Annotated in this window: 18 protein-coding genes, 2 pseudogenes and 1 riboswitch; of the genes and pseudogenes, 12 read left to right on the forward strand and 8 right to left on the reverse strand. The window is 73.6% G+C overall.

The features are described 5' to 3' along the window. Positions 1-195: 195 nt before the first annotated feature. Positions 196-1,785: a fused response regulator/phosphatase gene (locus C7M71_RS01825; RefSeq protein ID WP_111491852.1), complete on the forward strand. Its 1,590-nt coding sequence runs from the start codon at positions 196-198 to the stop codon at positions 1,783-1,785. A 302-nt stretch (positions 1,786-2,087) separates the two neighbouring features. Here C7M71_RS01825 and def read toward each other — a convergent pair whose 3' ends face one another. Continuing rightward, positions 2,088-2,645 (reverse strand): peptide deformylase, encoded by a 558-nt coding sequence (gene def / locus C7M71_RS01830; protein ID WP_111491853.1) that lies wholly within the window; start codon positions 2,643-2,645, stop codon positions 2,088-2,090. 219 nt (positions 2,646-2,864) lie between these two features. Between def and C7M71_RS01835 the strand changes: the two genes are divergently transcribed. The 5 genes from C7M71_RS01835 to C7M71_RS01855 all read left to right on the forward strand — a co-directional run bounded on the left by C7M71_RS01835 (position 2,865) and on the right by C7M71_RS01855 (position 7,982). Then, complete coding sequence (locus tag C7M71_RS01835) at positions 2,865-4,133, forward strand: MurT ligase domain-containing protein (protein WP_111491854.1); 1,269 nt, start codon at positions 2,865-2,867, stop codon at positions 4,131-4,133. A gap of 47 nt (positions 4,134-4,180) precedes the next feature. Then, positions 4,181-4,915 (forward strand): type 1 glutamine amidotransferase, encoded by a 735-nt coding sequence (locus tag C7M71_RS01840; protein WP_111491855.1) that lies wholly within the window; start codon positions 4,181-4,183, stop codon positions 4,913-4,915. Between the two features lie 345 nt (positions 4,916-5,260). Further along, the gene (locus C7M71_RS01845; RefSeq protein ID WP_111491856.1) at positions 5,261-6,286 is read left to right on the forward strand and encodes a 6-phosphofructokinase; all 1,026 of its coding nucleotides are present in this window, start codon (positions 5,261-5,263) and stop codon (positions 6,284-6,286) included. Positions 6,287-6,437: 151 nt separating this feature from the next. Continuing rightward, entirely contained in the window at positions 6,438-7,406 is a 969-nt protein-coding gene (locus C7M71_RS01850; protein ID WP_111491860.1) for a cytochrome c oxidase assembly protein, read from the forward strand. A gap of 174 nt (positions 7,407-7,580) precedes the next feature. Next, the gene (locus C7M71_RS01855) at positions 7,581-7,982 is read left to right on the forward strand and encodes an SSI family serine proteinase inhibitor (RefSeq protein ID WP_111491857.1); all 402 of its coding nucleotides are present in this window, start codon (positions 7,581-7,583) and stop codon (positions 7,980-7,982) included. A 9-nt stretch (positions 7,983-7,991) separates the two neighbouring features. Here the strand turns inward: C7M71_RS01855 and C7M71_RS01860 are convergent, their stop codons facing one another. Continuing rightward, a complete protein-coding gene (locus C7M71_RS01860) occupies positions 7,992-8,621 on the reverse strand; it encodes a DUF1707 SHOCT-like domain-containing protein (RefSeq protein WP_229758476.1) in 630 nt (209 codons plus the stop codon). 754 nt (positions 8,622-9,375) lie between these two features. Then, a riboswitch (cyclic di-AMP (ydaO/yuaA leader) is annotated at positions 9,376-9,568 on the forward strand. 2 nt (positions 9,569-9,570) lie between these two features. Here C7M71_RS01860 and C7M71_RS01865 point away from each other — a divergent pair. Continuing rightward, positions 9,571-10,158, forward strand: coding sequence for a C40 family peptidase (locus C7M71_RS01865; protein WP_111491858.1), 588 nt, complete (start codon positions 9,571-9,573; stop codon positions 10,156-10,158). A 70-nt stretch (positions 10,159-10,228) separates the two neighbouring features. Here the strand turns inward: C7M71_RS01865 and C7M71_RS01870 are convergent. Then, positions 10,229-11,448 (reverse strand): annotated as a pseudogene (locus tag C7M71_RS01870) (8-amino-7-oxononanoate synthase). A gap of 88 nt (positions 11,449-11,536) precedes the next feature. Between C7M71_RS01870 and C7M71_RS01875 the strand changes: the two are divergent. Together C7M71_RS01875 and C7M71_RS01880 are read left to right on the forward strand one after the other, a co-directional pair. Further along, positions 11,537-12,835, forward strand: a complete 1,299-nt coding sequence (locus C7M71_RS01875) for a cytochrome P450 (protein WP_114914130.1) — start codon at positions 11,537-11,539, stop codon at positions 12,833-12,835. A 112-nt stretch (positions 12,836-12,947) separates the two neighbouring features. Continuing rightward, complete coding sequence (locus tag C7M71_RS01880; protein WP_111494065.1) at positions 12,948-15,452, forward strand: DEAD/DEAH box helicase; 2,505 nt, start codon at positions 12,948-12,950, stop codon at positions 15,450-15,452. A gap of 57 nt (positions 15,453-15,509) precedes the next feature. Here the strand turns inward: C7M71_RS01880 and C7M71_RS01885 are convergent, their stop codons facing one another. Then, a complete protein-coding gene (locus C7M71_RS01885; RefSeq protein WP_162824103.1) occupies positions 15,510-16,319 on the reverse strand; it encodes a hypothetical protein in 810 nt (269 codons plus the stop codon). Between the two features lie 190 nt (positions 16,320-16,509). Here C7M71_RS01885 and bioB point away from each other — a divergent pair, with 190 nt between their 5' ends. From bioB to bioD, 3 genes are read left to right on the forward strand one after another with little or no spacing between them, the layout of a single operon-like run. Further along, positions 16,510-17,712, forward strand: coding sequence for a biotin synthase BioB (gene bioB / locus C7M71_RS01890; protein ID WP_111494069.1), 1,203 nt, complete (start codon positions 16,510-16,512; stop codon positions 17,710-17,712). Next, positions 17,709-19,013 carry an adenosylmethionine--8-amino-7-oxononanoate transaminase gene (locus C7M71_RS01895; protein ID WP_111494073.1) on the forward strand — a complete coding sequence of 435 codons (1,305 nt, stop codon included), beginning with the start codon at positions 17,709-17,711 and terminating at the stop codon, positions 19,011-19,013. The genes bioB and C7M71_RS01895 overlap by 4 nt, the downstream gene beginning before the upstream one ends. An 18-nt stretch (positions 19,014-19,031) precedes the next feature. Continuing rightward, positions 19,032-19,787, forward strand: a complete 756-nt coding sequence (gene bioD / locus C7M71_RS01900) for a dethiobiotin synthase (RefSeq protein ID WP_114914131.1) — start codon at positions 19,032-19,034, stop codon at positions 19,785-19,787. Between the two features lie 104 nt (positions 19,788-19,891). Here bioD and C7M71_RS01905 read toward each other — a convergent pair whose 3' ends face one another. The 4 genes and pseudogenes from C7M71_RS01905 to C7M71_RS01920 form a co-directional block, all read right to left on the reverse strand. Continuing rightward, positions 19,892-20,212 carry a hypothetical protein gene (locus C7M71_RS01905; RefSeq protein WP_111494755.1) on the reverse strand — a complete coding sequence of 107 codons (321 nt, stop codon included), beginning with the start codon at positions 20,210-20,212 and terminating at the stop codon, positions 19,892-19,894. 91 nt (positions 20,213-20,303) lie between these two features. Beyond that, complete coding sequence (locus C7M71_RS01910) at positions 20,304-20,738, reverse strand: GNAT family N-acetyltransferase (RefSeq protein ID WP_111494757.1); 435 nt, start codon at positions 20,736-20,738, stop codon at positions 20,304-20,306. Between the two features lie 65 nt (positions 20,739-20,803). Then, positions 20,804-20,914 (reverse strand): annotated as a pseudogene (locus C7M71_RS01915) (FAD-dependent monooxygenase); the annotation flags it as partial. A gap of 252 nt (positions 20,915-21,166) precedes the next feature. Further along, positions 21,167-23,524, reverse strand: a complete 2,358-nt coding sequence (locus C7M71_RS01920) for a M4 family metallopeptidase (protein ID WP_111494760.1) — start codon at positions 23,522-23,524, stop codon at positions 21,167-21,169. Positions 23,525-23,851: the final 327 nt, after the last annotated feature.

A 23,851-nucleotide genomic window follows, 5' to 3' on the forward strand; every position in this document is an offset into this window, starting at 1 on the left:
CCCTCGGACGCACGCACGGGGGGCAATGGGCGTACCGGCGCTGGCGCGCGGCCCCGGGTTGGGCGAGGATCGCAAGCATGAGGCGGCGGTCACGGTGATCGGGGCAGCGGTGGGTGTACACCGGCACGCCCGGCGGGCGGTGTACGCCCCGGGCAGCAGGCCGCCCGCAGCCAGGCGGACGGGCGGCGCGGCCCCGTGAACGGGACCGGCCCCGCGACGGTCCTGGTCGTGGACGGCACCCGGGCGGGCCGCTGCGCCATCGCCGCCTGGCTGCGGCACGCCGGGCACCAGGTGGTCGAGGCCGTGGACGGCGCCCAGGCCATCGCCCTCCTCGCCGATCCGCAGGACCTGCCCGACGCGGCCATCGTCGATGTGCGGTTGCCCGACATGAGCGGCTACGAGGTCTGCGAGTACATCAAGGGCCACCCCGGCACGGCGGCGCTGCCGGTGGTCCACATCTCCGCCACCGCGACGGCGGCGGCCGACCGCACCCAGGGGCTGGACCGGGGCGCGGACGCCTACCTCACCGAGCCCATCGCCCCCGAGGAGCTGCTGGCCACCGTCGCCGCCGTGCTCCGGTACGCGCGCGCCCGGCGGCGGGCCGAGCGGCTGGCGGCCCGGATGACCCAGCTCAACCAGGCGACCCTGGCGGTGTACGGGGCGACCCGGGTGGACACCCTGGCGGCTGCGGCGGCCCGTGGCGCGGCACGGCTGATGACCTCGCCGTCGAGCGCCGTGGTGCTGGCCCCCGACGGGCGGGTGCTCCGGATGGCCTCCGCCTCGGCGACGGCCCACCCCGAGCCCCGGATGGCGCACGCGGGGCTGCTGCACTGGCTCTCCGGCTGGGCGCTGGGCGAGCGGACCGGCGCCGACCTGGCGGTGGTGCCGCACCGCGACTGGAAGGAGCAGCTGCCCGACACCGAGATGTGCGGCGATGTGTGCATGGTGCTGGCCCGTACCAAGCGCGCCCGCCCGCCGCTCTGCCTCGCGGTGGAGGCGGCCTCCGTGGAGGACGGCGAGGACCGGGAGCTGCTGAACCAGCTGGCGCACGGCTCGGCCATGGCGGTGGAGGCGCTGCGCACGTACTCCGAGGAGCACTCGCTGGCGCTGACCCTCCAGCGGAGCTTCCTGCCCAGTCGCTTCCCGCAGGTGCCGGGGGTGGAGTTGGCGGTGCGGTATGTGCCGGCGTCCTCCCAGGCGGAGATCGGCGGCGACTTCTACGAGGCGGTGGAGACCGGCCAGGGACTGCTGCTGGCCATCGGGGACGTGGCCGGGCACTCGCTGGAGGCGGCGGCCGTGATGGGCGAGCTGCGGCACGCGCTGCGCGCCTACGCGGCCGAGGGGCATGGGCCCCGCGAGGTACTGGACCGGCTGGACGCGCTGCTGGTGCGGTTCCAGCCGGGGGTGACGGCGACGGTCTGCCTGGTGCTGGTGGAGCCGGGCGGGCACCGGGTCCAGGTGGCCAATGCCGGGCACATCCCGCCGCTGCTGCTCGACCCGGCCGGCCCGGCCCGGTACTCCACGGCCCGGGGCACCCTGCTGGGGCTGGGCCTGCGCCACCCGGAGCCACTGGCCGAGCCGGTGTCCCCGGGCACCCGCGTGCTGCTGGTCACCGACGGCCTGGTCGAGGTCCGGGGCATCGACCTGGGCGACAGCCTGGCAGAGCTGCGGCGGGCGGCGGAGCTGGGGCCGACCGACCTGGAGCGGCTGTGCGACGCGCTGCTGAGCGCCTTCGGCGAGGACAAGGGCGACGACATCGCCCTGCTGGCGGCCCGCTGCTACTGACGGCCATGGGGACCGAGCGGGTTGCGGGTAGAGGGTCGGAACGCGCACCAGCGGAGTGGGGCGCAACCGGGCGGGCACGGGAACGCGGCGCGGGCGAAAACGGCGCGAGGCGCAAGCACGGGTACAGGGCACGGACGGGCCCTGGACAGGGTGCGACACCAGCGGAACGGGACACGACCGGGCGGGCACGGGAACGCGGCGCGAGGCGCGAGGCGCGAGCGGGGCCAGCAGGGCGGGGACGGGACAACGCCGCGAGCACCAGCCTGGCGAGGCGCGGGCGGGGCGTAGCAGGGCTGGGCGGGTCAGGGGGTGGGGAGGCCGGTGCGGCGGGCGGTGCGGAGGGCTCGGCGGCGGCGGAGGCCGGTGAGGTGGTCCAGGAAGACGCCGCCGTCGAGGTGGCCCGCCTCGTGCTGGAGGCAGCGGGCGAAGAAGCCGGTGCCCTCGACCCGCAGCGGCTGCCCGGCCAGGTCGAACCCCTCCACCACGGCGCGGTCGTGGCGCGGCGTGCCGGCCCGGACGCCCGGTACGGAGAGGCAGCCCTCCTCCCCCGTGACGGTCACCCCGTCGGCGGCGGTCAGGACCGGGTTGACGATGCTGCCGAGGTGCCGGACGTCCTCGTCGTCGGGGCAGTCGTAGACGAAGACCCGCAGCGGCACGCCGATCTGGTTGGCCGCCAGGCCGACGCCGTCCTCGGCGTACATGGTGGCGAACATGTCCTCCACCAGACGGGCGAGTTCCGCGTCGAACGCGGTCACCGGCGCACAGGGTTCGCGGAGCACCGGGTCACCCAGCACGCGCAGCGGATGGACGCTGCCCGAACTGCCGGGAATGCGGACGCGTGCGGTGCCGGGTGATGCCATGGCCCAAGCCTAGGCGGTGCGCCCGGATGCCCTGCGGGGGCGGTCGGCGAACGGGTGGTGAGGCACCGTACGGAACCGGATCCGGTGGATGCGAACGATCTCTGGGGGGTGCGGCGCGCGGCACCCGCAGCAGGAGTCGGTAGGCTGACGGCGTCCCTGTTGCCCCAGCGGCCGCGATGCGGCCCCGGGTGGCGCCGCACCGAGGAGGAACCACTGACGATGCCAGGCACCGGTTCGGAGGCCACGGCGCAGGGCGGGCGCGACGCGTCGCTGCCCGCGCGGGCGAAGATCGCCGTCACAGCGGGCCGGGTGGCGGCCGCCGTCTCCCGCACGGCGGGTCGCGGCAGCGGCTCGGTCATCGGCGGAAAGGTCGCGCTCCGGCTCGACCCCGACCTGCTGGCCAAGCTCGCCGAACACCTGGACGTGGTTCTGGTGAGCGCGACCAACGGCAAGACGACCACCACCCGGCTGATCGCCGAGGCGCTGCGCGCCGCCGGTCCGGTGGTCTCCAATGCGCTCGGCGCCAATATGCCGGCGGGCATCACCGCCGCGCTGGCGGGCGGCGGCGAGTCCCGCTTCGGCGTGATCGAGGTGGACGAGAAGTACCTGGCCGGGGTGGCCCGGGACACCCGTCCCAAGGCGATTGCGCTGCTGAACCTCTCGCGTGACCAGCTGGACCGCGCGGCGGAGACCCGGATGCTGGCGGAGCGGTGGCGCGAGGGCCTCCAGGACACCGAGGCCGTGGTGATCGCCAACGCCGACGACCCGCTGGTGACCTGGGCGGCGTCGTCCTGCCGCCGGGTGGTGTGGGTGGCCGCCGGGCAGGCGTGGAAGGAGGACGCCTGGTCGTGCCCGGCCTGCGGCGGTGTGATGCAGCGCCCCGGGGACGACTGGTTCTGCGGGGAGTGCGGCTTCCGCAGGCCGCAGCCGCACTGGGCGCTCTCCGGCGACCATGTGTACGACCCGCAGGGCGCCGCCTGGCCGATCCAGTTGCAGCTGCCGGGCCGGGCCAACCTCGCCAATGCGGCGACCTCGGCCGCGGTGGCGGCCGTCTTCGGGGTGGCCCCGCAGATGGCGCTCCAGCGGATGCAGTCGGTGACCGCCGTGGCCGGCCGGTACGACGTGGTGACATACGAGGGCCGGGAGCTGCGGCTGCTGCTGGCCAAGAACCCGGCGGGCTGGCTGGAGACGTTCTCGCTGATCGACGGGCCGCCCACGCCGGTGCTGCTGTCGGTGAACGCGCTGGACGCGGACGGCACCGACACCTCCTGGCTGTGGGACGTGGACTATGAGCGGCTGGCGGGGCACCCGGTCTTTGTGATGGGGCAGCGCAAGCTCGACCTGGCGGTCCGGCTGGAGGTTGCGGGCCTGCACTTCCAGGTGGTCGACTCCTTGGCGGAGGTGGCCCGCTCGGCGCCGCCCGGCCGGATCGAGGCGATTGCCAACTACACCGCGTTCCAGCAGCTGCGCCGCGCGGTGGCGGGTTGAGGCCCGGCCGACGGCCATCGGATGACCTGGGAAGATCGAGGACGAGCATGAGTGACAGCAGCCTGCGCCTGGTGTGGGTCTACCCGGACCTGCTGAGCACGTACGGCGACCGGGGCAATGTGCTGGTGGTGGAGCGGCGGGCGCGGCAGCGCGGCCTGGACGTCACCCGTATCGACGTCCGTTCCGACCAGCCGGTCCCCACCAGTGGCGACATCTACCTGATCGGCGGCGGCGAGGACCGGCCGCAGCGGCTGGCCGCCGAGCGGCTGCGGGTGGACCCGGGGCTGCCGCGTGCGGTGGAGAACGGCGCCATCGTCTTCTCGGTCTGCGCGGGCTACCAGATCCTGGGCCATGAGTTCATCAACGACCTGGGGCAGCGCGAAGCGGGTCTGGGCCTGCTGGATGTGCACAGCACCCGGGGCGAGGGCGCCCGCAACGTCGGCGACATCCTGGCGGAGGTCGACCCCCGGCTGGGGCTGCCGCCGCTGACCGGATTCGAGAACCACCAGGGCATCACCCACCTGGGGCAGGGCGTGTCGCCGCTGGCCACCGTGCAGGTGGGCGGCGGCAACGGCACCGGCGACGGCACCGAGGGCGCCTGGCGGGACACCGTCTTCGGCACCTATCTGCACGGCCCGGTGATGGCCCGCAACCCGGCGCTGGCCGACCTGCTGCTCAAGCTGGCACTGGATGTGAGCGCTCTGCCGCCCACCGACACCACCTGGTACGACGCGCTGCGGTCGGAGCGGATCGCGGCGACCCGGCAGCAGCAGAACGCCTGACGGCCGACCCGCCGTCGGAGCCCTCCCGTACGCTGGGCAGGGCTGCGCGGGACAACCGCGTGACACCTGCATGGACATCTTCATACGGAGCGTCGGTGTGACCCACCGGCGCCCCGTGTCTCCTCCAGCGCGGGGGCGCCGACGGCGCCGCCTCCGCGTCCGCCCCTGTCTGGCCGGACGCCGGGGCCGGTATGATCGGCTCGGATGACTGTGATCCGGTCCGATGCTTCCGTCACCTTGCGGCAACCTCCTCGCCAGACCGGCGTCGGAGTGGCCCGCTAGGCTGGCGGGGTCGTTCCAATGTGGTAGTCCGGCCGTCCGGTTCTGCTCGGGAGTTGCAAAGCGATGCGTATTGGTGTGCTGACCAGCGGCGGTGACTGCCCTGGTCTGAACGCCGTGATCCGTTCCGTGGTCCACCGCGGAGTGGTCGACCACGGTGACGAGATCATCGGGTTCGAGGACGGCTGGCGGGGCCTGCTGGAGGGCAGCCACCGCCCGCTCACGCTGGACTCGGTGAGCGGCATCCTCGCCCAGGGCGGGACGATCCTGGGCTCGACCCGGGTCCAGCCCAGCCATCTGCGCGACGGTGTGGCGCGGGCCCGGCAGTACTGCGAGGACCTCGGCCTGGACGGGATCATCCCGATCGGCGGCGAGGGCACCCTCAAGGCGGCGCGGCTGCTCAGCGACGGCGGGCTGCCCATCGTCGGAGTGCCCAAGACCATCGACAACGACATCGCCTGCACCGATGTCACCTTCGGCTTCGACACCGCCGTCTCGGTGGCCACCGAGGCGCTGGACCGGCTGAAGACCACGGCAGAGTCGCACCAGCGGGTCATGGTGGTGGAGCTCATGGGGCGCCACACCGGCTGGATCGCGCTGCACGCCGGGATGGCGGCGGGCGCGCACGCCATCGTGGTGCCGGAGCGGCCGTTCAACATCGAGAAGGTCACCGAGGTCGTCCGCGAGCGCTTCAACCGGGGCAAGAAGTTCGCCATCGTGGTCTGCGCCGAGGGCGCCAAGCCGGAGCCCGGCACCATGCACTGGGAGGCGGGCACCACCGACATCTACGGCCACGAGCGCTTCACCGGCGTGGCCACGCAGCTCTCCCGCGAGCTGGAGCACCGCCTCAACAAGGAGGCCAGGCCGGTCATCCTCGGCCATGTGCAGCGCGGTGGCACCCCCACGGCGTACGACAGGGTGCTGGCCACCCGGTTCGGCTGGCACGCCGTGGAGGCGGTGCACAAGGGCGCCTTCGGGCACATCACCGCACTCCAGGGCACCGACATCAACCTGGTGCCGCTGGCCGACGCCGTCGCCGACCTCAAGACGGTCCCGGCGGAGCGCTACGCGGAGGCCGAGACGGTCGTCTGAGCCACCCCCGCCCCCCCGGCTGCGGGACGGCCGGGGGGCGGATCTACCCTGGTGCGGACGAAAGTCGGACGAAGCGGACCAGGGTTGTGCCCCGCTTCGCCGCCGGTGCGAGGGAAAGCGGGATCCGCCCATGGGTGACGGCATGGCAGGGATGCACCACCACGGGGGGGTGCTCGCACCGTACTCGCTGTCGACCGCCCTCTCCTGGTCGCCGGACTGGGTCTTCCTGCTGGGCAGCCTGGTGGCGCTGCTGCTGTACGGCGCCGGAGCGGTCCGGCTCTGGCGGCGCGGCGACCGGTGGCCGGTGGGCCGGGCGGTCGCCTGGCTCTCGGGCGTGGCCACGCTGGTGCTGACCACCTGCACCGGGCTCAACGACTACGGGATGGTGCTCTTCAGCGCCCATATGCTCCAGCACATGGTGCTGAGCATGCTCTCGCCGATCCTGCTGCTGCTGGGCGCCCCGATCACGCTGACGCTGCGGGCGCTGCGGCCGGCCGCCAAGGGGCGCAAGGGCCCGCGCGAACTCGCGGTGGCGCTGCTGCACAGCCGGTACCTCCGGGTGGTCTCGCACCCGGCGTTCACCATCCCGCTCTTCATCGCCAGCCTCTACGGGCTCTACTTCACACCGCTGTTCGACTTCCTGATGGCACACCGGGTGGGCCACATCGCGATGATGGTGCACTTCCTGGCGGTCGGCCTGGTCTTCTTCTGGCCGATCATGGGGGTGGACCCGGGTCCGCACCGGCCGGGCTATGTGATGCGCATCCTGGAGCTCTTCATGGGCATGCCGTTCCACGCCTTCTTCGGCGTGGCGGTGATGATGGCCAACCACCTGCTGGTCCGCACCTTCGCCGACCCGCCGGCCGCGCTGGGCACCAACACCCTGGCCGACCAGCAGATCGCGGGCGGCATCACCTGGGCCTTCGGTGAGATCCCGACGGCGATCGTGCTGATCGCGCTGGTCTTCCAGTGGGCCAGGTCGGAGGAGCGGCAGGCCCGGCGCCGCGACCGGGCGGCGGACCGGGACGGCGACGCCGAGCTGGTGGCGTACAACGCGTACCTCGCCTCGCTGGAGGCACGGACCCAGGGCGCCGCCGGCGCCGCCCAGCAGGCCGGCTGAGCGACGCTTCGTCCGCCGCTTCGGGCGGCGCACGGACGGGGGCCGGGCGGGTACGGGCGGGCGGGTACGGGCGGGCGGCACGCCCACGAACGGGTGATCAGACGCGCTCCGGACGGCGGACTGCGGTAGGTCTGGCTCCGACGTACGCGGACCCGCCCGCCCTGGAGGAACACCATGCCCTGGACCCACGCCCTCACCGCCGCCGGGCTGGCGGTGGCAGCCGCGCTGGGGCTCCCCGCCCAGGAGGCCGTTCCCGCCGCTTCCGGGTCCCGGCTGGTCCTCACCCTGCACAGCGGGGAGAGCACCTCGGGGCGGGTGCAGGGCTCGGTGGTGCTGGAGTGCGACCCCGACGGCGGCTCGCACCCCCACCCGGCCACCGCCTGCGCGGCGCTGCGGGCGGCCCGGGGCGACCTCTCGGCGGTGCGGGCGACGCGCGGGGTGATGTGCCCGATGATCTACGCCCCGGTCACGGGCGAGGCCCGGGGCGACTGGGGCGGCCGCACGGTGCGGTTCACCCGGACGTACGGCAACCGCTGCTCCGCCGCCGGAGAGTCCGGGGGCGTCTTCGGCTTCTGAGGTCCCCGGTCAGCCCAGCCAGTGGTGGGCGTCGTACTCCGAAACGACCCGGATATGGCCCAGGACGCTGCGGCCGGTGATGCGGATCACCGGGCCGTCGGCCGCCGCCGGGGACCCGCCGACCGGGGTGGACCGCTTGCCGAGCAGCACCGTGCCGGTGTCGTACACCCGGGCGCCGTCCGGGACGACCAGCTCGACCTTGCCGCAGAAGGAACTCGCCTCGATCACCACCTCCTGCCGGGTGAAGACGGCATGCCGCAGGTCCAGCACGACCGCGCCGAACCGCGCCCGGAACGCGCTCCTCGGCGGCACCGGCCACTGGCCGCCGCGCCGCAGCTTGCTGAGGACCGCCACCACGGGCTCGGCGGCCGTCCACGGCCGCGCGGCGGTGCCGTCCGAGGGCCCGCCCGCGCCGGGCTGGTCCACGGCGGGCAGATCGCGGGTCAGCGGGGCGAGCTCGGCGAGCGTACGGGCGGCGTAGGCCGCCTCCAGCCGCTCCGCGTGCTCCTCGGGGGCCAGCCGGCCGTGGGCGAGGGCTTCGGCGAGCACGGCGGCGGTGCGGTCGCGGTCCTCGTCGGCGGCGCGCATCTCCACGGGGGCGGCGGGGGCCAGGCTCTGGGCGGGTACGGAAGCGGTCACCGGTCACTCCTGCGGCTGCGGGCGGGCTCGCGTCCAGAACACGATATATCGCGTGATGCGCGGGGGTAAACGCGCTACCGCGACCCAGTCGCGAGTGGCAACCCGGACTCCGCTTGCGGCGAGCGCGCATGGAGGCGCCCACAGCGCACAGAAGCAGAAGGAGCGCGAACCCACGCGCGGAGACCCTGGGACGGGCCGCTACGGGCGTCGTGGGGACAGCGGGGACTGCGGGGGCTGCGGGTGGCGCATCGGGCGAGCGCATCGGTCGGCGTCGAACAGCTGACCCGGCCTCACTCCCCCAGCGCGGATGCCTCCCCTGACAACGCGTCGGCGCGCGATGCGTGACGGGGTCAACCTCCGCAGCGCCCCGGACGGGTGAACGGACCACCCGGACGGACCCGGATCCGGCGTGTCGCCCACCTGATGGAGTTGACTACCCCGAATGCAGGAACGGAGCGTTCCGGAAGGGCCGTCAGACGGGGTCGGAAACCCCCGCTCGGAGCCCTCGCAAGGGGGCGCATAAGCGCAGGTGAAACGCGGGTTTTCGATTTCTTCGGACCCTTCCGGGAAGGGCTCCGACGCGATGGCGCGAACTGGCCTTCAAGCTACCGATCGGCCGGGTGACAAGAGTCACAATCCCCGGCCTCAAGATGAAGATGGCTCAGAAATCTGCCAATACTGGCCGCCGAACGCGACAAGTCCCCGTCACCATGGCGGGGCGGTCCGGCCGGACGCCTAATCTCGCCACCGGTCCGGACGCCAGGCGCGAACTCGATTTCGGCGAGAGCGGGAGACCCGAGCACGGCGGGGTGGGAGAGCCTCCGTCGCGGCAGTGCCGCGGCAAGGGCCCATCACCACCCCTTGGGGTGAAGCCACTTCGGTGGCCGGGCAGCTTTCGGTGCCCGAATCCGACAGGTCATCTTTCGCAGGCGGTTCCGGAAGGACTCGCATGTCTGCGACACCTCGCACCCATGCCCCCGCGCACCACGGCGCCCAGGCCGTTCCCGCCCCCGCAGGGCAGGACGGCGCCGAGGAGGGCAGCGATAGCCCCTCCCACCAGGGGCGTCGCGTCGGACCGCAGCGGGGCCGACTGATCAACCGCGTCGGAGCCACCGCCGTGCTGACGGCGGCAGCGGTGGCCGGCGTGGGCCTGGCACCCGGGCTCGGCACCCAGGCCGACGCCGCGACGCTGTCCGCCAAGGCGCTGCGGATCGCGGCGGCCAAGAGGGGGGCGCCGTATGTGTTCGGGGCCGCCGGACCGAGCCGGTTCGACTGCTCCGGTCTGGTGATGTGGTCGTACCGGAAGGCGGGCAAGAACCTGCCACGCACCGCCCAGGCGCAGTACAACAAGACGCGCCACATCGGGCAGAACAGCCGTCGGCCAGGGGATCTGGTCTTCTTCCATCGGGGTTCCAGCGTTTACCACGTCGGTATCTATGCCGGGTCGGGCCGGATCTGGCACGCACCGCACCGCGGCGCACGGGTGCGGCTGGAGCGGATCTGGACGAAGAGCGTCTGGTACGGCCGGATCGGCTGAACCGGAATGCTGATATCCACGTGGGCTCCATTCGGCCGAATGGAGCCCGCCGAATGGCGCGTTCATGGGTTTACCGGGGATCGGCATTCCATGGCGCTGTGCGGGAAATCACGTTTACGGCCAGGTCGAGCTGAGCGTCGGTCAGGTCGCCACGGGCGGTCAGGCGCAGCCGGGAGTGACCGTCGGGGACGGACGGCGGCCGGAAGCAGCCGACGGCGACTCCGGCCGCCCGGCAGTCGGCGGCCCAGGTGACCGCCGCCTCCGGAGCGGGCGCGCGTACCGAGACCACGGCCGCGTCGGGGGTGTTGGCCGGCAGTCCGGCGGCGGTGAGGCGGGCGGCGAGCTGCCGGGCGGTCTGCCGGGCGCGGGCGGCGCGGTGCGGCTCCTCGCGCAGCAGCCGCAGCGCACCCAGGGCCGCCCCGGCGGCGGCGGGGCGAGCCCGGTGTCGAAGATGAAGGTGCGCGCGGTCTCGGTGAGGTGCCGGATGACCCGCCGGGGGCCGAGCACCGCCCCGCCCTGGGAGCCCAGGGACTTGGAGAGGGTGACGGTGACCACCGTGTCCGGCGTGCCCGCCAGGCCGCAGCCGGCCGGGGCACCGGCCCCGCCGGGGCCGAGCACGCCGAGGCCGTGGGCGTCGTCGATCAGCAGCGCGGCGCCATGGGCCCGGCAGGCGGCGGAGAGTTCGGGGAGCGGTGCGGCGTCACCGTCCACCGAGAAGAGCGAGTCGGTGACGACCAGTGCCCGACCGCCGCCGTGGGCGGCCAGGGCGGCGCGCACCGCGCCGGGGTCGGCGTGCGGCACCTGGCGGACCGCCGCCCGGGAGAGGCGGCAGCCGTCGATCAGCGAGGCGTGGTTGTAGGCGTCGGAGACGATCAGGGTGCCCGGCCCGGTGAGCGCGGTGAGGGCGGCGAGGTTGGCGGCGTAGCCGGAGGAGAGGACCAGCGCGGCCTCGGCCCCGCAGAAGTCGGCGAGTTCCCGCTCCAGTTCGGTGTGGAGTTCGGTGGTGCCGGTGACCAGCCGGGAGCCGGTGGCCCCACCGCCCCAGCGCAGCGCGGCGTCGGCGGCGGCGCGGGTCACCCGGGGGTGGCGGACCAGGCCCAGGTAGTCGTTGCTCGCCAGGTCCAGCACCGGGTCGTCGGCGGGACGGCTGCGCAGGGTGCGGGTCAGCCCGGCGCGGGCCCGCAGCGCCGCGCGGCGGTCCAGCCAGTCGAAGACGGCTCCCGGGTCCGGGGCTGCGGCCTGATCCGGGCCGGTGGCCGGGGCCGGATCGGTGGCGGTGGGGTGGGCCATGGAGCGCACTGTGGCATGCGCCGCCGGGGCGCGGCAACGCGTTCCTGATCACGTCGGCGGGGCGCGGCGCGCGTGTTAGCGTCCCGGCATGACCGTCGCGCAGCTCCCCGGTGCCGCGCCCGGCCCTGGGGTGGATACGCCGAGCGGGTACGGGCCGCTGGACCTCTTCGGCGAGCCGTTCGTCCACGATCCACACCCGGTGCTGGCGGCGCTGCGGCAGCAGGCCCCGGTGCACCGGGACGCGGGCACCGGGCTCTGGCTGGTGAGCCGTCATGCGGAGGTGCGGCAGGTCCTGCTGGACCCGGTGGCGTTCCGGCCGGACAACGCGCAGCTGGCGGTCTCCGCACTGCCGGTGGCGGCGCTCCGGGTGCTGGCCCGGGCGGGCTTCACGCTGCCCCCGGCGCTGGCCGACAACGGCGGCCCGAGCCATGCGGGGCTGCGCCGCCTGGTGACCCGGTTCTTCAATGCCGCGCGGGTGGCGGCGGCTGTGCCGGTGGCCGAGGAGGTCGCCGGCGGGCTGCTGGCCGGGGTACGGCAGCGGCTCGACCGGACCGGGCGGGCGGACCTGGTGCCGGACTTCGCCCGGCTGCTGCCCTGCCTGGTGATGATGCGTCTGCTCGGAGTCGACGGGGTGGACCCGCTGACCCTGGTCCGCTGGAGCGATGACTCGCTGGAGCTGTTCTGGGGGCGGTCGTCGGCCGAGCGGCAGGTGGAGCTGGCGGAGTCGGTCGCCGACTTCCACCGCTGGCTGGTGGCGCGGGTGGCGGAGGCCCCGGCGGCCTCGGACACCCTGATCGGCGCCCTGGCGGTCCACCGGCTGCCGGACGGCACCCCGCTGGACGCGGCGACGGCGGTGGCGGTCTGCTTCTTCGTCCTGATCGCCGGGCAGTCCACCACCGGGCAGTTGATCGCCACGGTGCTGCGCCGGGCTCTGGAGGAGCCGGGGGCCTGGGCTCGGGCGGGCGGCGAGGCGGGCTTCGCCGAGGCATGGGTGGAGGAGGTGCTGCGCCGTGAGCCTCCGGTGACCAGCTGGCGGCGGGTGGCGGCGGCCGAGACCGAGCTGGGCGGGGTGCGGCTGCCGGCGGGGGCGCAGTTGCTGCTGCTGCTGATGGGGGCGGGCTCCGACCCGGAGGTGTTCGCGGAGCCGGAGCGGCTCTGCCCGTACCGGGAGAACATCCGCCACCATCTGGCGTTCGGTGCCGGGCGGCACCGCTGCCCCGGTGCGTCGCTGGCGCGGACGGAGGCGGCGGTGGCGCTGCGGGCGGCGGCGCGGGCGCTGCCGGGCGTACGGGCGGACCTGGCGGGCGGCCCGCCGCCGATGCTGGGGCTGCTCTCCTTCCGGGCGCCGCTGCGGGTGCCGGTGCGGGTGCCGGTGCGGCGGGGCTGACGAGGTCGCTGGGGCCTGTTCGGGTCCGGCCGGAGTCCGCTCGGGCCCGGTCGGGCCGGGAGGCGGCTGCCGAGCTTTGCCCGGGTGCGGCCCGGCCAGGCAGTATGGGGCGGTGAGCCTCATCGACGAGCTGCCCGGCAGCGCTGATCCCGACACCCTCTTCGAAGTCTTCGCCGGCTGGGCCGAGGAGCGGGGGATCACGCTGTACCCCCACCAGGAGGAGGCGCTGATCGAGATCGTCTCCGGGGCGAACGTCATCCTCAACACGCCGACGGGCTCCGGCAAGAGCCTGGTGGCGGCGGGGGCGCACTTCACCGCGCTGGCGCGGCGCGAGCGGACCTTCTACACCGCGCCCATCAAGGCGCTGGTCTCGGAGAAGTTCTTCGAGCTGGTGAAGATGTTCGGCACCGACAACGTCGGGATGATGACCGGCGACGCCAGCGTCAACCCGACCGCGCCGGTGATCTGCTGCACGGCCGAGGTGCTGGCCTCCATCGCGCTGCGGGACGGCGAGCGGGCCGACATCTCCCAGGTGGTGATGGACGAGTTCCACTTCTATGCCGAGCCGGACCGGGGCTGGGCGTGGCAGGTGCCGCTGCTGGAGCTGCCGCAGGCGCAGTTTCTGCTGATGTCGGCGACGCTGGGCGACGTCCGCCGGTTCGAGGCGGATCTGACCCGCCGCACCGGAAAGCCGACCACGGTGGTGAAGTCGGTGGAGCGGCCGGTGCCGCTCTTCTACGAGTACCGGCGCACCACCATGCACGACACCCTGGAGGAGCTGCTCTCCACCGGGCAGGCCCCGGTGTACGTGGTGCACTTCACCCAGGCGGCCGCCGTGGAGCGGGCCCAGTCGCTGATGTCCATCAACATGTGCAGCAAGGCGGAGAAGGACGCCATCGCCGCACTGATCGGCAACTTCCGCTTCACCACCAGGTTCGGCCGCAATCTGTCGCGCTATGTGCGGCACGGGATCGGGGTGCACCACGCGGGGATGCTGCCCAAGTACCGGCGGCTGGTGGAGCGGCTGGCGCAGGCCGGACTGCTCAAGGTGATCTGCGGGACGGACACCCTGGGCGTCGGGGTGAATGTGCCGATCCGCACGGTGCTCTTCACCGCGCTGAGCAAGTACGACGGGCAGCGGGTGCGGCTGCTGCGGGCGCGGGAGTTCCACCAGATCGCGGGCCGGGCCGGGCGGGCCGGGTTCGACACCGTGGGGCAGGTGGCGGCGCAGGCGCCCGAGCATGTGGTGGAGAACGAGAAGGCGCTGGCCAAGGCGGGCGACGATCCCAAGAAGCGCCGCAAGGTGGTGCGCAAGAAGGCTCCGGAGGGGTTCGTCAACTGGGGCGAGGAGACCTTCCAGCGGCTGATCTCCGCCGAGCCGGAGCCGCTGGTCTCCCGGTTCCGGGTGAGCCACGCGATGCTGCTCTCGGTGATCGGCCGACCCGGCAATGCCTTCGAGGCGATGCGGCGGCTGCTCACCGACAACCACGAGGAGCGGTCCGCGCAGCGGCGCCACATCCGCACCGCCATCGCCATCTACCGCTCGCTGCTGGACGCGGGCGTGGTGGAGCGGCTGCCGCAGCCCGACTCCGAGGGCCGGATCGTCCGGCTCACCATGGAGTTGCAGGAAAACTTCGCGCTCAACCAGCCGCTCTCCACCTTTGCGCTGGCCGCCTTCGAGCTGCTGGACCCGGCGTCGCCGACCTATGCCCTCGATGTGATCTCGGTGGTGGAGTCCACGCTGGACGACCCCCGGCAGATCCTGGCCTCGCAGGAGAACAAGGCGCGCGGTGAGGCCGTGGCGCAGATGAAGGCGGACGGCGTCGAGTACGAGGAGCGGATGGAGCGGCTCCAGGAGATCGGCTATCCCAAGCCGCTGGAGGAGCTGCTCAGCCACGCCTACGACGTCTACCGCCGCGCCCACCCCTGGATTGGGGACCACCCGCTGCGGCCCAAGTCGGTCGCCCGCGACCTGTATGAGCGGGCGATGACCTTCGCCGACTACGTGGGCCACTACGAGTTGGCGCGCGGCGAGGGCCTGGTGCTGCGTTATCTCGCCGGCGCCTACAAGGCGCTGGAGCAGACGGTGCCGGAGGATGTGAAGAACGACGACCTCAAGGACCTGATCGCCTGGCTGGGCGAGCTGGTCCGGCAGGTCGACTCCAGCCTGCTGGACGAGTGGGAGCAGTTGGCCAACCCGTCCGAGGAGGACGGCGTCCCGGTCGCCATCGAGGAGCGGACCACGCCGGTCACCGCCAATGCGCGGGCGTTCCGGGTGCTGGTGCGCAATGAGATGTTCCGCCGGGTGGAGCTGGCTGCGCTGGAGCGGTACGACGAACTGGGCGCGCTGGACGGGGAGTTCGGCTGGGACGCGGACCGCTGGGCGGACGCCATGGACGCGTACTGGGACGAGCACGACGACCTGGGCACCGGGCCGGACGCGCGCGGGCCCAAGCTGCTGCTGATCGAGGAGGAGCGCGGGCTGTGGCGGCTGCGCCAGGTCTTCGACGACCCGGCGGGCGACCACGACTGGGGCATCACCGCCGAGGTCGACCTGGCCGCCTCGGACGACGCCGGCCGGGCGGTGGTCCGGGTGACGGCGGTGGACCGGCTCTGACGGGGGTGGACCGGCTCTGACGGCGGCGCGCTCGGTCGGTGCCGTGGAGCTCGGCGCTCAGAGCCACATGAACTGGGCGCCGGCGGTATAGGCGACCGCGCGGGTGGCCTCCGCCAGTTGGTCCTGGTCGAGCACGCCGGGCTTGTGGCCGTCGCGGAAGGCGGAGCTGGTGACGGTGACATAGCCGCGCACCGCCGCGACCCGGGTGAACAGCGCGTCGGGGGCGGGCGGCACGGGGGCCTCGGCGCCGTCCTGGGCGGGGTCGTCGGGGAGGGCGAAGGTGACATCGGAGGAGGCGGCGGCGCCGTTGAGCGCGGTGGCGGCCTTGCGCGCGGTCCCGTCGTCCTTGAAGCGGAGCACCGTGACGGTGGTGAGGACCTCGCCGTCCGCGCGGGTGTAGGTGGCGCCGACATAGCCGGTGCAGCCGAGCTTGCCCAGCTTCGATGCCGCCTTGCCCTGAAGGACCTCACCGCAGTCGGCGCCCTGCCGGGAGGTGCTGCGGCGGGCCTGGACGGCTCCCTCGTCGACGGCGTCGGTCGCCGGGAAGTAGTGCTCGACCCCGAAGGCGTCGGGGTCTGCGGAGGCCGTGGACGCCGGGTCCGGCCCGGCCGACAGGCCCGCCCCGGCGGCGTCCTGGGATCCGCCGAGCAGCCCGCCGCCGTCGGAGTGGTCCACCCAGAGCGCCGTGCCGAGGCCCACCACCACCACGCAGGAGAGCGCCGCCCAGAGCCGGGGCGAGGGGCGTCGCCGGAGGCGGGCCGGGGCTTCGGGCCCGTCCTGGGGCTGTGCCGGGTCCGAATCCGGTGCCGGGTCCGAGTCCTGTGCTGGGTCGCGGTGCGGGCCGACGCCCTCCCCCTGGTGTGTCATGGCACCGGAGTCTATGCGGACCGATCATGAACGGACACGAGGGGGGAGCCGTCCGCCGCCTGGTCCCACCTCCGTGACCTGCGTCACTACCGTGCGCGGTGGAGCTGTGACAACCGGTCAAAGCCGGGCGCCGATCTTCTGGCAGGTTCCGCTCTGGCGGGTCTCCGCCTCCGGAGGCAGGATCTGGCCCATGGATCTCCTGGACACGCTGGTCGCCAAGGGCCTTCGCCGCGAGCTCCCCACGCGGGAGGAGGCACTGGCCGTACTGGCCACCTCCGATGACGAACTGCTCGACGTGGTGGCCGCCGCCGGGCGGGTACGGCGGCAGTGGTTCGGCCGCCGGGTGAAGCTCAACTACCTGGTCAACCTGAAGAGCGGCCTCTGTCCCGAGGACTGCTCCTACTGCTCGCAGCGGCTCGGCTCCCAGGCCGGGATCCTCAAGTACACCTGGCTGAAGCCGGACCAGGCCGCACAGGCCGCCGCCGCCGGTGTCGCCGGCGGCGCCAAGCGGGTCTGCCTGGTGGCCAGCGGGCGCGGCCCGACCGACCGGGACATCGACCGCGTCGCCGACACCATCGCCGCGATCAAGGGGCAGAACGACGGCGTGGAGGTCTGCGCCTGCCTCGGGCTGCTCTCCGACAACCAGGCGGAGCGGCTGCGGGCGGCCGGAGCCGACGCCTACAACCACAACCTCAACACGGCGGGCGACAAGTACGCCGACATCTGCACCACCCATGACTTCCAGGACCGGGTGGACACCGTGCAGCAGGCCCAGGCGGCGGGCCTGTCGGCCTGCTCCGGGCTGATCGCCGGCATGGGCGAGAGCGACGCCGACCTGGTCGACGTGGTCTTCTCGCTGCGCGAGCTGGACCCGGACTCGGTACCGGTCAACTTCCTCATCCCGTTCGAGGGCACCCCGCTGGCCAAGGAGTGGAACCTCACCCCGCAGCGGTGCCTGCGCATCCTGGCGATGGTCCGGTTCGTCTGCCCCGATGTGGAGGTGCGCCTGGCCGGAGGCCGCGAGGTGCATCTGCGCAGCCTCCAGCCGCTGGCGCTGCACCTGGCCAACTCGGTCTTCCTGGGCGACTACCTGACCAGCGAGGGCCAGGCCGGGCAGGCCGACCTCGACATGATCGCGGACGCCGGCTTCGAGGTGGAGGGCACCGACCGGACCACCCTGCCGCAGCACCGCACGGACGCGGCGGAGGCGGCGGCCAGCGGGCACGGGGGCTGCGGGCCGTGCGGCGGCGAGGCGTCGGCCTGCGGTTCCGAGGCATCGGCGGCAGCCGAGCCGGTCGCGGCTGCCGAGCCGGTCACCGCCGGGGCCGCGCGTACCGACCTGGTCCAGGTGCGGCGCCGTGGCGCGGGCACCGACCTGCCGCCCAACGCCTGATGGCACCGCTGACCCCGCAGACGCTGCTGGAACTGGACCGGGCGCACGTCTGGCACCCGTATGGAGCCATGCCGGCGGCCGTCCCCCCGTTCGTGGTGGAGTCCGCCTCGGGGGTGCGGCTGCGGCTGGCCGAACCCGTCGAGGGCCACCGGGAACTGGTCGACGGCATGTCCTCGTGGTGGGCGGCGATCCACGGGTACGGGCACCCGGTGCTGGATGCGGCCGTCCGCGACCAGCTGGGCCGGATGAGCCATGTGATGTTCGGCGGGCTCACCCATGAGCCGGCGGTACGGCTGGCGGCCCGGCTGGTGGAGATCACCCCCGAGCCGCTGGAGCATGTCTTCCTGGCCGACTCCGGGTCGGTGTCGGTCGAGGTCGCGATCAAGATGTGCCTCCAGTACTGGCGCTCGCTCGGCCGCCCCGCCAAGCGCCGGCTGCTGACCTGGCGCGGCGGCTACCACGGCGACACCTTCCACCCCATGTCGGTCTGCGACCCGGACGGCGGCATGCACCGGCTCTGGGGCGGAGTGCTGCCCGATCAGGTCTTCGCCGCCGAGCCGCCGGCCGGCTTCGACGCCCCCGTCGACCCGGCTTATACGGCGCAGCTGGCCGGGCTGGTGGAGCGGCATGCGGATGAGCTGGCGGCGGTGATCGTGGAGCCGGTGGTGCAGGGTGCGGGCGGGATGCGGTTCCACTCCCCCGGCTATCTGCGGGTGCTGCGGGAGGCTTGCGACGCCCATGGGGTGCTGCTGGTCTTCGACGAGATCGCCACCGGCTTCGGGCGGACCGGGGAACTCTTCGCCGCCGACCACGCGGGTGTCACCCCCGATGTGATGTGCGTGGGCAAGGCCCTCACCGGCGGCTATCTGACGATGGCGGCGACGCTCTGCACGCCCCGCGTGGCCGACGGGATCAGCAGCGGCGAGGTGCCGGTGCTCGCCCATGGGCCCACCTTCATGGGCAACCCGCTGGCGGCGGCGGTCGCGCTCGCCTCGACCGGGCTGCTGCTGGAACAGGACTGGCGGGGCGAGGTCAAGCGGGTGGAGGCCGGGCTGCGGGACGGGCTCGCCCCCGCCGCCGGACTGCCGGGCGTGGCCGATGTGCGGGTGCTGGGCGCGATCGGCGTGGTCCAGCTGGACCACCCGGTGGACATGGCGGCGGCGACCCTCGCGGCGGCTCGGCACGGGGTGTGGCTGCGGCCGTTCCGCGACCTGGTGTACACCATGCCGCCGTATGTCACCGGCGACGACGACCTGGCCCGGGTCGGGGCGGCGGTCGTGGCGGCTGCCGCCGCCGGATAGCGGGAACGGAGCAGGGACATGGGCGTACTGGTCGTCACCGGGACGGGTACCGAGATCGGCAAGACGGTCGTCACGGCGGCCGTCGCGGCGCTGGCGCTGGCGGCGGGCCGTCGGGTGGCCGTACTCAAACCCGCGCAGACCGGCGTGGCCCCGGGTGACGCCGGGGATGTGGCGGAGGTGGCCCGGCTGGCCGGTCCGGTGACGGGCCGCGAACTGGCCCGCTACCCCGAGCCGCTGGCCCCGGACACCGCCGCCCGCCGCTGCGGCCTCCCGCCAATCGGCCCCGGGGCGGTGGCCGAGGAGGCCGCACGGCTGACGGAGTGCCACGATCTGGTGCTGGTCGAGGGCGCGGGCGGGCTGCTGGTCCGGTACGACGACGCCGGGCACACCCTGGCGGACGCCGCCCGGGCGATGGCCGATCGCGGCCTGCCCGTCGACGTCCTGGCCGTCGCCCCGGCCGGACTGGGCACCCTCAATGGCACCGCACTCACCGCCGAGGCCCTGCGCCACCGGGGCCTGCCGCTGCTCGGTGTGGTCGTCGGCTGCTGGCCTGCCGCGCCCGACCTGGCGGCCCGCTGCAACCTCGCCGACCTGCCCTCCGTCGCCGGGGCGCCCCTGCTCGGCGCACTGCCCGAGGGCTGCGCCGCCGCCGGCGGCGCAGCCTTCCTGGCCACCGCCCGGACCGGCCTGGCCCCCCGCCTCGGCGGCACCTGGGACGCAGCCCGCTTCACCGCCCACCACGCGCCAGCCCCGCTCCCGGTGGCCACCGGCTGAAGCCCCGCCCACCCGCCGGGGCCGGGCGGTTCTGCGGCCACTGTGCCCGCATCGCCGGGTTGGTCGGCCTGCCGACCAGGGGCACCCCCGTACGCGCGGCTGTGTCAGGTGTCATCGGGCGGGCGGTGCTCGGCGGTGGCGAAGGTGGCGAGCAGGTCGGCGGTCTGTTCGGCGAGTGCCTGGGCCTCCGCCGGGGTGGGGTCCACGCCGTCGGTGAGCGGTTGCAGCAGTTCGGCCGCCGCCCAGAGCGGGGTGAGCCGTGCGGCGGGGACGCCGGCGGCGGTCAGCTCGGCGAGCAGGGCGGTGAGCCGGGGCCCGAGGCCGCGCAGCCGGACAAGGCTGCCCGGCACCGGGGCGGCCCCGGTGCGCAGTACGTCGATCTCGTCGCGGACCCGATGCAGCACCGCCGCGGGTATGTGCGGCATGGCGCGCCTCCCCCCTGTCGTCGGCTCCCTGGCTGCCGGGTATGACGCTACGCGCCGCCACTGACAACGGGGGCGGGGCCGCGACGTCCGGTCAGCCGGCGGCGGTGGGCAGGGGCTTGGTCCACCTGGTCCAGGCGGCGTCGGGGGCGTAGCCGGCGGCCTGCCAGGCGGAGGCTCCCAGGGTGTTGCGGTCGAGCACCATGGCGTCGCCCCGACGTCCACCGAGGGCCCGGAAGCGGGCTTCGGCGGCGTCCAGCAGGGCGGTCGCGACGCCCTGCCGCCGATGGTCGGGGTGGACGGCCAGCCGGTAGAGGTGGCACCGCCAGCCGTCCCAGCCGGCGATCACCGTACCGACCAGGCGGCCGTCCTGTTCCGCGACGATCAGCGCTTCGGGGTCACGGGCCAGCAGCTGGGCGAGGCCGTCCTCGTCGTCGGTGACACTCTTCCCCTCGGCGGCGTGCCCCCAGAAGGCGAGCAGGTCGGGGATCTCGGCGGGACGGGCGGGGCGGATGTCGGTCTCGGTCATGGCGTTCTGCTTCCTGGTACGGGGGCGAGGAACAACGATACGAAAACTGGCGCCAAGCCTTTCTTCACTTCGGTGAGACGCTCCAGGACGGCCACCCGCGCGCCTCCGAGCCGGAGCTCGCAGGCCAGCATCAGTCCGACCGGGCCGCCTCCGGCCACCACTACGTCATAGTCCATGGCGCCCACTATGACGGAGGGTCAAAGGGGCCCTTTCACCGCCCTGACCAGCCACAACAGGCGCCGCGATGTCAAGGGGCCGGCCCCCCGAGGATGGACGGGAAGCGGGCCGTCCGCGCTCTTGCTCGGCTACCTCACCCGCCGCCCGCCGGTGTCCCGGCCGGTCCTCGATCGAGGTCCGGCCGGACAGCCGACGCAGCCGGGACGGGCCCGGCAGCGGGTGCTGCCGGGCCCGTCCTGGGGTGGTGCGGGTCAGGAGGTGGTGAGGGCGGTGTCGTCGACCACAAAGCTGGTCTGGAGCAGGGAGTCCTCGGTGGCGGTGAACTTCACCGTCACCGACTGGCCCGCGAAGGCGGACAGGTCATAGGACTTCTGCGTGTACCCGGCGCCCTTGTCGAGGTTGGAGAAGCCGGCCAGCGTGGTGGAGCCCGCCTGGACGGTCAGCTTGTCGTACGCGGTGGTGCTGGTGGTCTCGGCGGTGTCGATGTGGAGCCAGAAGGTCAGCGTCGCCTTGCAGCCGGCCGGCACCGTCACGGTCTGCGCCAGGGTGTCGGTGTGGCTGCTGCCGTAGCCGTCCATCCACGCCTTCCAGGAGCCGGAGTGCGCGGGCTGGCTGCTGCTGCTGTTGATCACGCCGCTGGTGGCGCTCCACGGGGAGGCGCTGCCGGTCTCGAAGCCGGGGTTGCCGAGCAGCTGCTGCGCGGTGCAGCCGCTGGAGCCGCCGTCCCCGACGGTCCAGCTGAAGGTGGTGCTGCCGGTGGCGTTGGCGCCGTCCTTGGCGGTGACGGTGACACTGGAGGTGCCGGCGGTGGTCGGGGTGCCGCTGATCACGCCGGTGGAGGAGTTGACGGAGAGTCCAGCGGGCAGGCCGGTGGCGCTCCAGGTGTAGCTGCCGCTGCCGCCGGTGGCCTTGACCTGGAGGCTGACGGCGGTGCCGACGGCGGTGGACTGGTTGCCCGGGTTGGTGACGGTGACGCCGCCGCTGGGCAGCGAGCCGACGTTGACGCCCGCCCAGGCGGTGGCGACCGCGTTGTACTCGGCGCTGCCCGAGCCATAGAGGTCGGCGGCGGCGTTGAGGGTGCCGGTGCGGGCGCCGGCGTAGTTGGTGGTGGAGGTGAAGTACGTGGTCAGCGCCCGGTACCAGATCGCCAGCGCCTTGTCGCGGCCGATGCCGGTGACGGTGATGCTGTTGACCGTGGGGCTGTTGTAGCTGACCCCGTTGATCACCTTGGCGCCGCTGCCCTCGGCGAGCAGGTAGAAGAAGTGGTTGGCGGGGCCGGAGGAGTAGTGGACGTCGACACTGCCGATGCTGGAGGACCAGCTGTCCTTGGAGGCGCCGTCCTTGGACGGCTTGTCCATGTAGCGCAGCGGGGTGCCGTTCCCATTGATGTTGATCTCTTCGCCGATGAGGTAGTCCGGCGGGTCGGCGGGGAGGTTGGCGTACCACTCGACGCCGGTGCCGAAGATGTCGGAGGTGGCCTCGTTGAGGCCACCGGACTCACCGGAGTAGTTGAGATTGGCGGTGGCGGAGGTGACGCCGTGGCTCATCTCGTGGCCCGCCACGTCGAGGGCGGTGAGCGGGTGGGTGTTGCCCGAGCCGTCGCCGTAGGTCATGCAGAAGCAGGAGTCGTCCCAGAAGGCATTGACGTAGTTCTTGCCGTAGTGGACGCGGTTGTAGGCGCCCTTGCCGTCGTTGCGGATGCCGTTGCGGCCGAAGGTGTTCTTGTAGAAGTCCCAGGTGGCGGAGGTGCCGAACTGGGCGTCGACGGCGGCGGACTGCCGGTTGGCGACGGTGCCGTCGCCCCAGATGTCGTCGGCGTCGGTGAAGAGGGTGCCGGTCCCCGAGGTGCCGCCGTTGAGGTCGGTGGTGTACTGGTTGCCCCGGGAGGCGTCCTTCAGCTGGTAGGTCGAGCCGGACTGGGTGGTGGTGAGCGACACCTGGCCGACGTAGACGCCGGTGCCGGTGCCGGTCTGGACGCCCTCGTACGACGCCAGCACCGCGCCCGACCGGGCATCGGTGACCACATGCAGCCTGCTGGGCGTGCCGTCCGTCTCGGTGCTCTCGACCACGCTCTCCCAGGCGAGCCTGGGGGTTCCCTTGGCTGCCCAGACGACCAGCCGGGGCGCGGTGCCGGAGGCCGTGGAGCCGGGTTCGGCGACGAGGGCGGCCTTGCCTGCGGCGGCCCCGGCGACGGCGGGGGTGGTGCTGGTCAGGTCGAGGGCGGCGGTGCTGGCGCGGTCCACGGCCTCGGCGGTGCCGTCCTTGCGCTGATGGACCACCAGGTCGCCGCCGAGGACGGGCAGGCCGGCGAAGGTCCGGTCGTAGCGGACGTGCCGGGTGCCGTCGGTGTCCACGACGATGTCCTTGACGACCAGCTTCTCCTTGGCGCCGAGGCCGAGGGCGGCGGCGACCCGGCCGCTGTCCTGGCCGGCGTCGCTGATCAGCTGGGCGCGCTGGGCCTTGGCCAGCGGGACGGCGCTGCTGGTGGGGGCGCCCGCCGGCGAGGGGGCTGCCGCGTGCGCGGTGGTGACGGGGGCGCCGGCGGCGAGCAGCGCGGTCGCCGCGGCCAATGCCACCGTGGCGACGCGGGCGGGTGTGGGGCGGTGCATACGGACTCCTTCCGGTCGGCCGTAGGGTGACGGCCGATCAGGAACCTGGCCGCAGGGTGGCGGCCGGAGAGATCCCGGCCCACGGGTGAGCGGGCCGGGGCGGAGCGGCGGAGCGCGGAGCCTGGCGCGGTGCGGACGGTCGAACAGTCGACCGACCGTACGGCCGGAGGAGATCGTGGCAGGAAATCCTGCCTTGATGACAGGTACAGAACATAGAATGTCCGGGAATCGACTCCGGGACTTGCCTGTGCGCGGATCGGTTCAGCAGGCTTTTAGGCGCCTTTTGCTTCTTCCGGTCGGCGGCGGGCCTGCGGTGACCCGATCCGG

Origin of the sequence: Peterkaempfera bronchialis (genome assembly GCF_003258605.2) — a bacterium.
GTDB classification, from domain to species: domain Bacteria; phylum Actinomycetota; class Actinomycetes; order Streptomycetales; family Streptomycetaceae; genus Peterkaempfera; species Peterkaempfera bronchialis.

Excerpts from the sequence above, each read along its gene's own strand:
- def (WP_111491853.1), bottom strand. The coding sequence starts at position 2,645 with ATGGCATCACCCGGCACCGCACGCGTCCGCATTCCCGGCAGTTCGGGC.
- C7M71_RS01835 (WP_111491854.1), top strand. The coding sequence starts at position 2,865 with ATGCCAGGCACCGGTTCGGAGGCCACGGCGCAGGGCGGGCGCGACGCG.
- C7M71_RS01840 (WP_111491855.1), top strand. The coding sequence starts at position 4,181 with ATGAGTGACAGCAGCCTGCGCCTGGTGTGGGTCTACCCGGACCTGCTG.
- C7M71_RS01845 (WP_111491856.1), top strand. The coding sequence starts at position 5,261 with ATGCGTATTGGTGTGCTGACCAGCGGCGGTGACTGCCCTGGTCTGAAC.
- C7M71_RS01850 (WP_111491860.1), top strand. The coding sequence starts at position 6,438 with ATGCACCACCACGGGGGGGTGCTCGCACCGTACTCGCTGTCGACCGCC.
- C7M71_RS01855 (WP_111491857.1), top strand. The coding sequence starts at position 7,581 with ATGCCCTGGACCCACGCCCTCACCGCCGCCGGGCTGGCGGTGGCAGCC.
- C7M71_RS01865 (WP_111491858.1), top strand. The coding sequence starts at position 9,571 with ATGTCTGCGACACCTCGCACCCATGCCCCCGCGCACCACGGCGCCCAG.
- C7M71_RS01875 (WP_114914130.1), top strand. The coding sequence starts at position 11,537 with ATGACCGTCGCGCAGCTCCCCGGTGCCGCGCCCGGCCCTGGGGTGGAT.
- C7M71_RS01885 (WP_162824103.1), bottom strand. The coding sequence starts at position 16,319 with ATGACACACCAGGGGGAGGGCGTCGGCCCGCACCGCGACCCAGCACAG.
- bioB (WP_111494069.1), top strand. The coding sequence starts at position 16,510 with ATGGATCTCCTGGACACGCTGGTCGCCAAGGGCCTTCGCCGCGAGCTC.
- bioD (WP_114914131.1), top strand. The coding sequence starts at position 19,032 with ATGGGCGTACTGGTCGTCACCGGGACGGGTACCGAGATCGGCAAGACG.
- C7M71_RS01905 (WP_111494755.1), bottom strand. The coding sequence starts at position 20,212 with ATGCCGCACATACCCGCGGCGGTGCTGCATCGGGTCCGCGACGAGATC.
- C7M71_RS01910 (WP_111494757.1), bottom strand. The coding sequence starts at position 20,738 with ATGACCGAGACCGACATCCGCCCCGCCCGTCCCGCCGAGATCCCCGAC.
- C7M71_RS01920 (WP_111494760.1), bottom strand. The coding sequence starts at position 23,524 with ATGCACCGCCCCACACCCGCCCGCGTCGCCACGGTGGCATTGGCCGCG.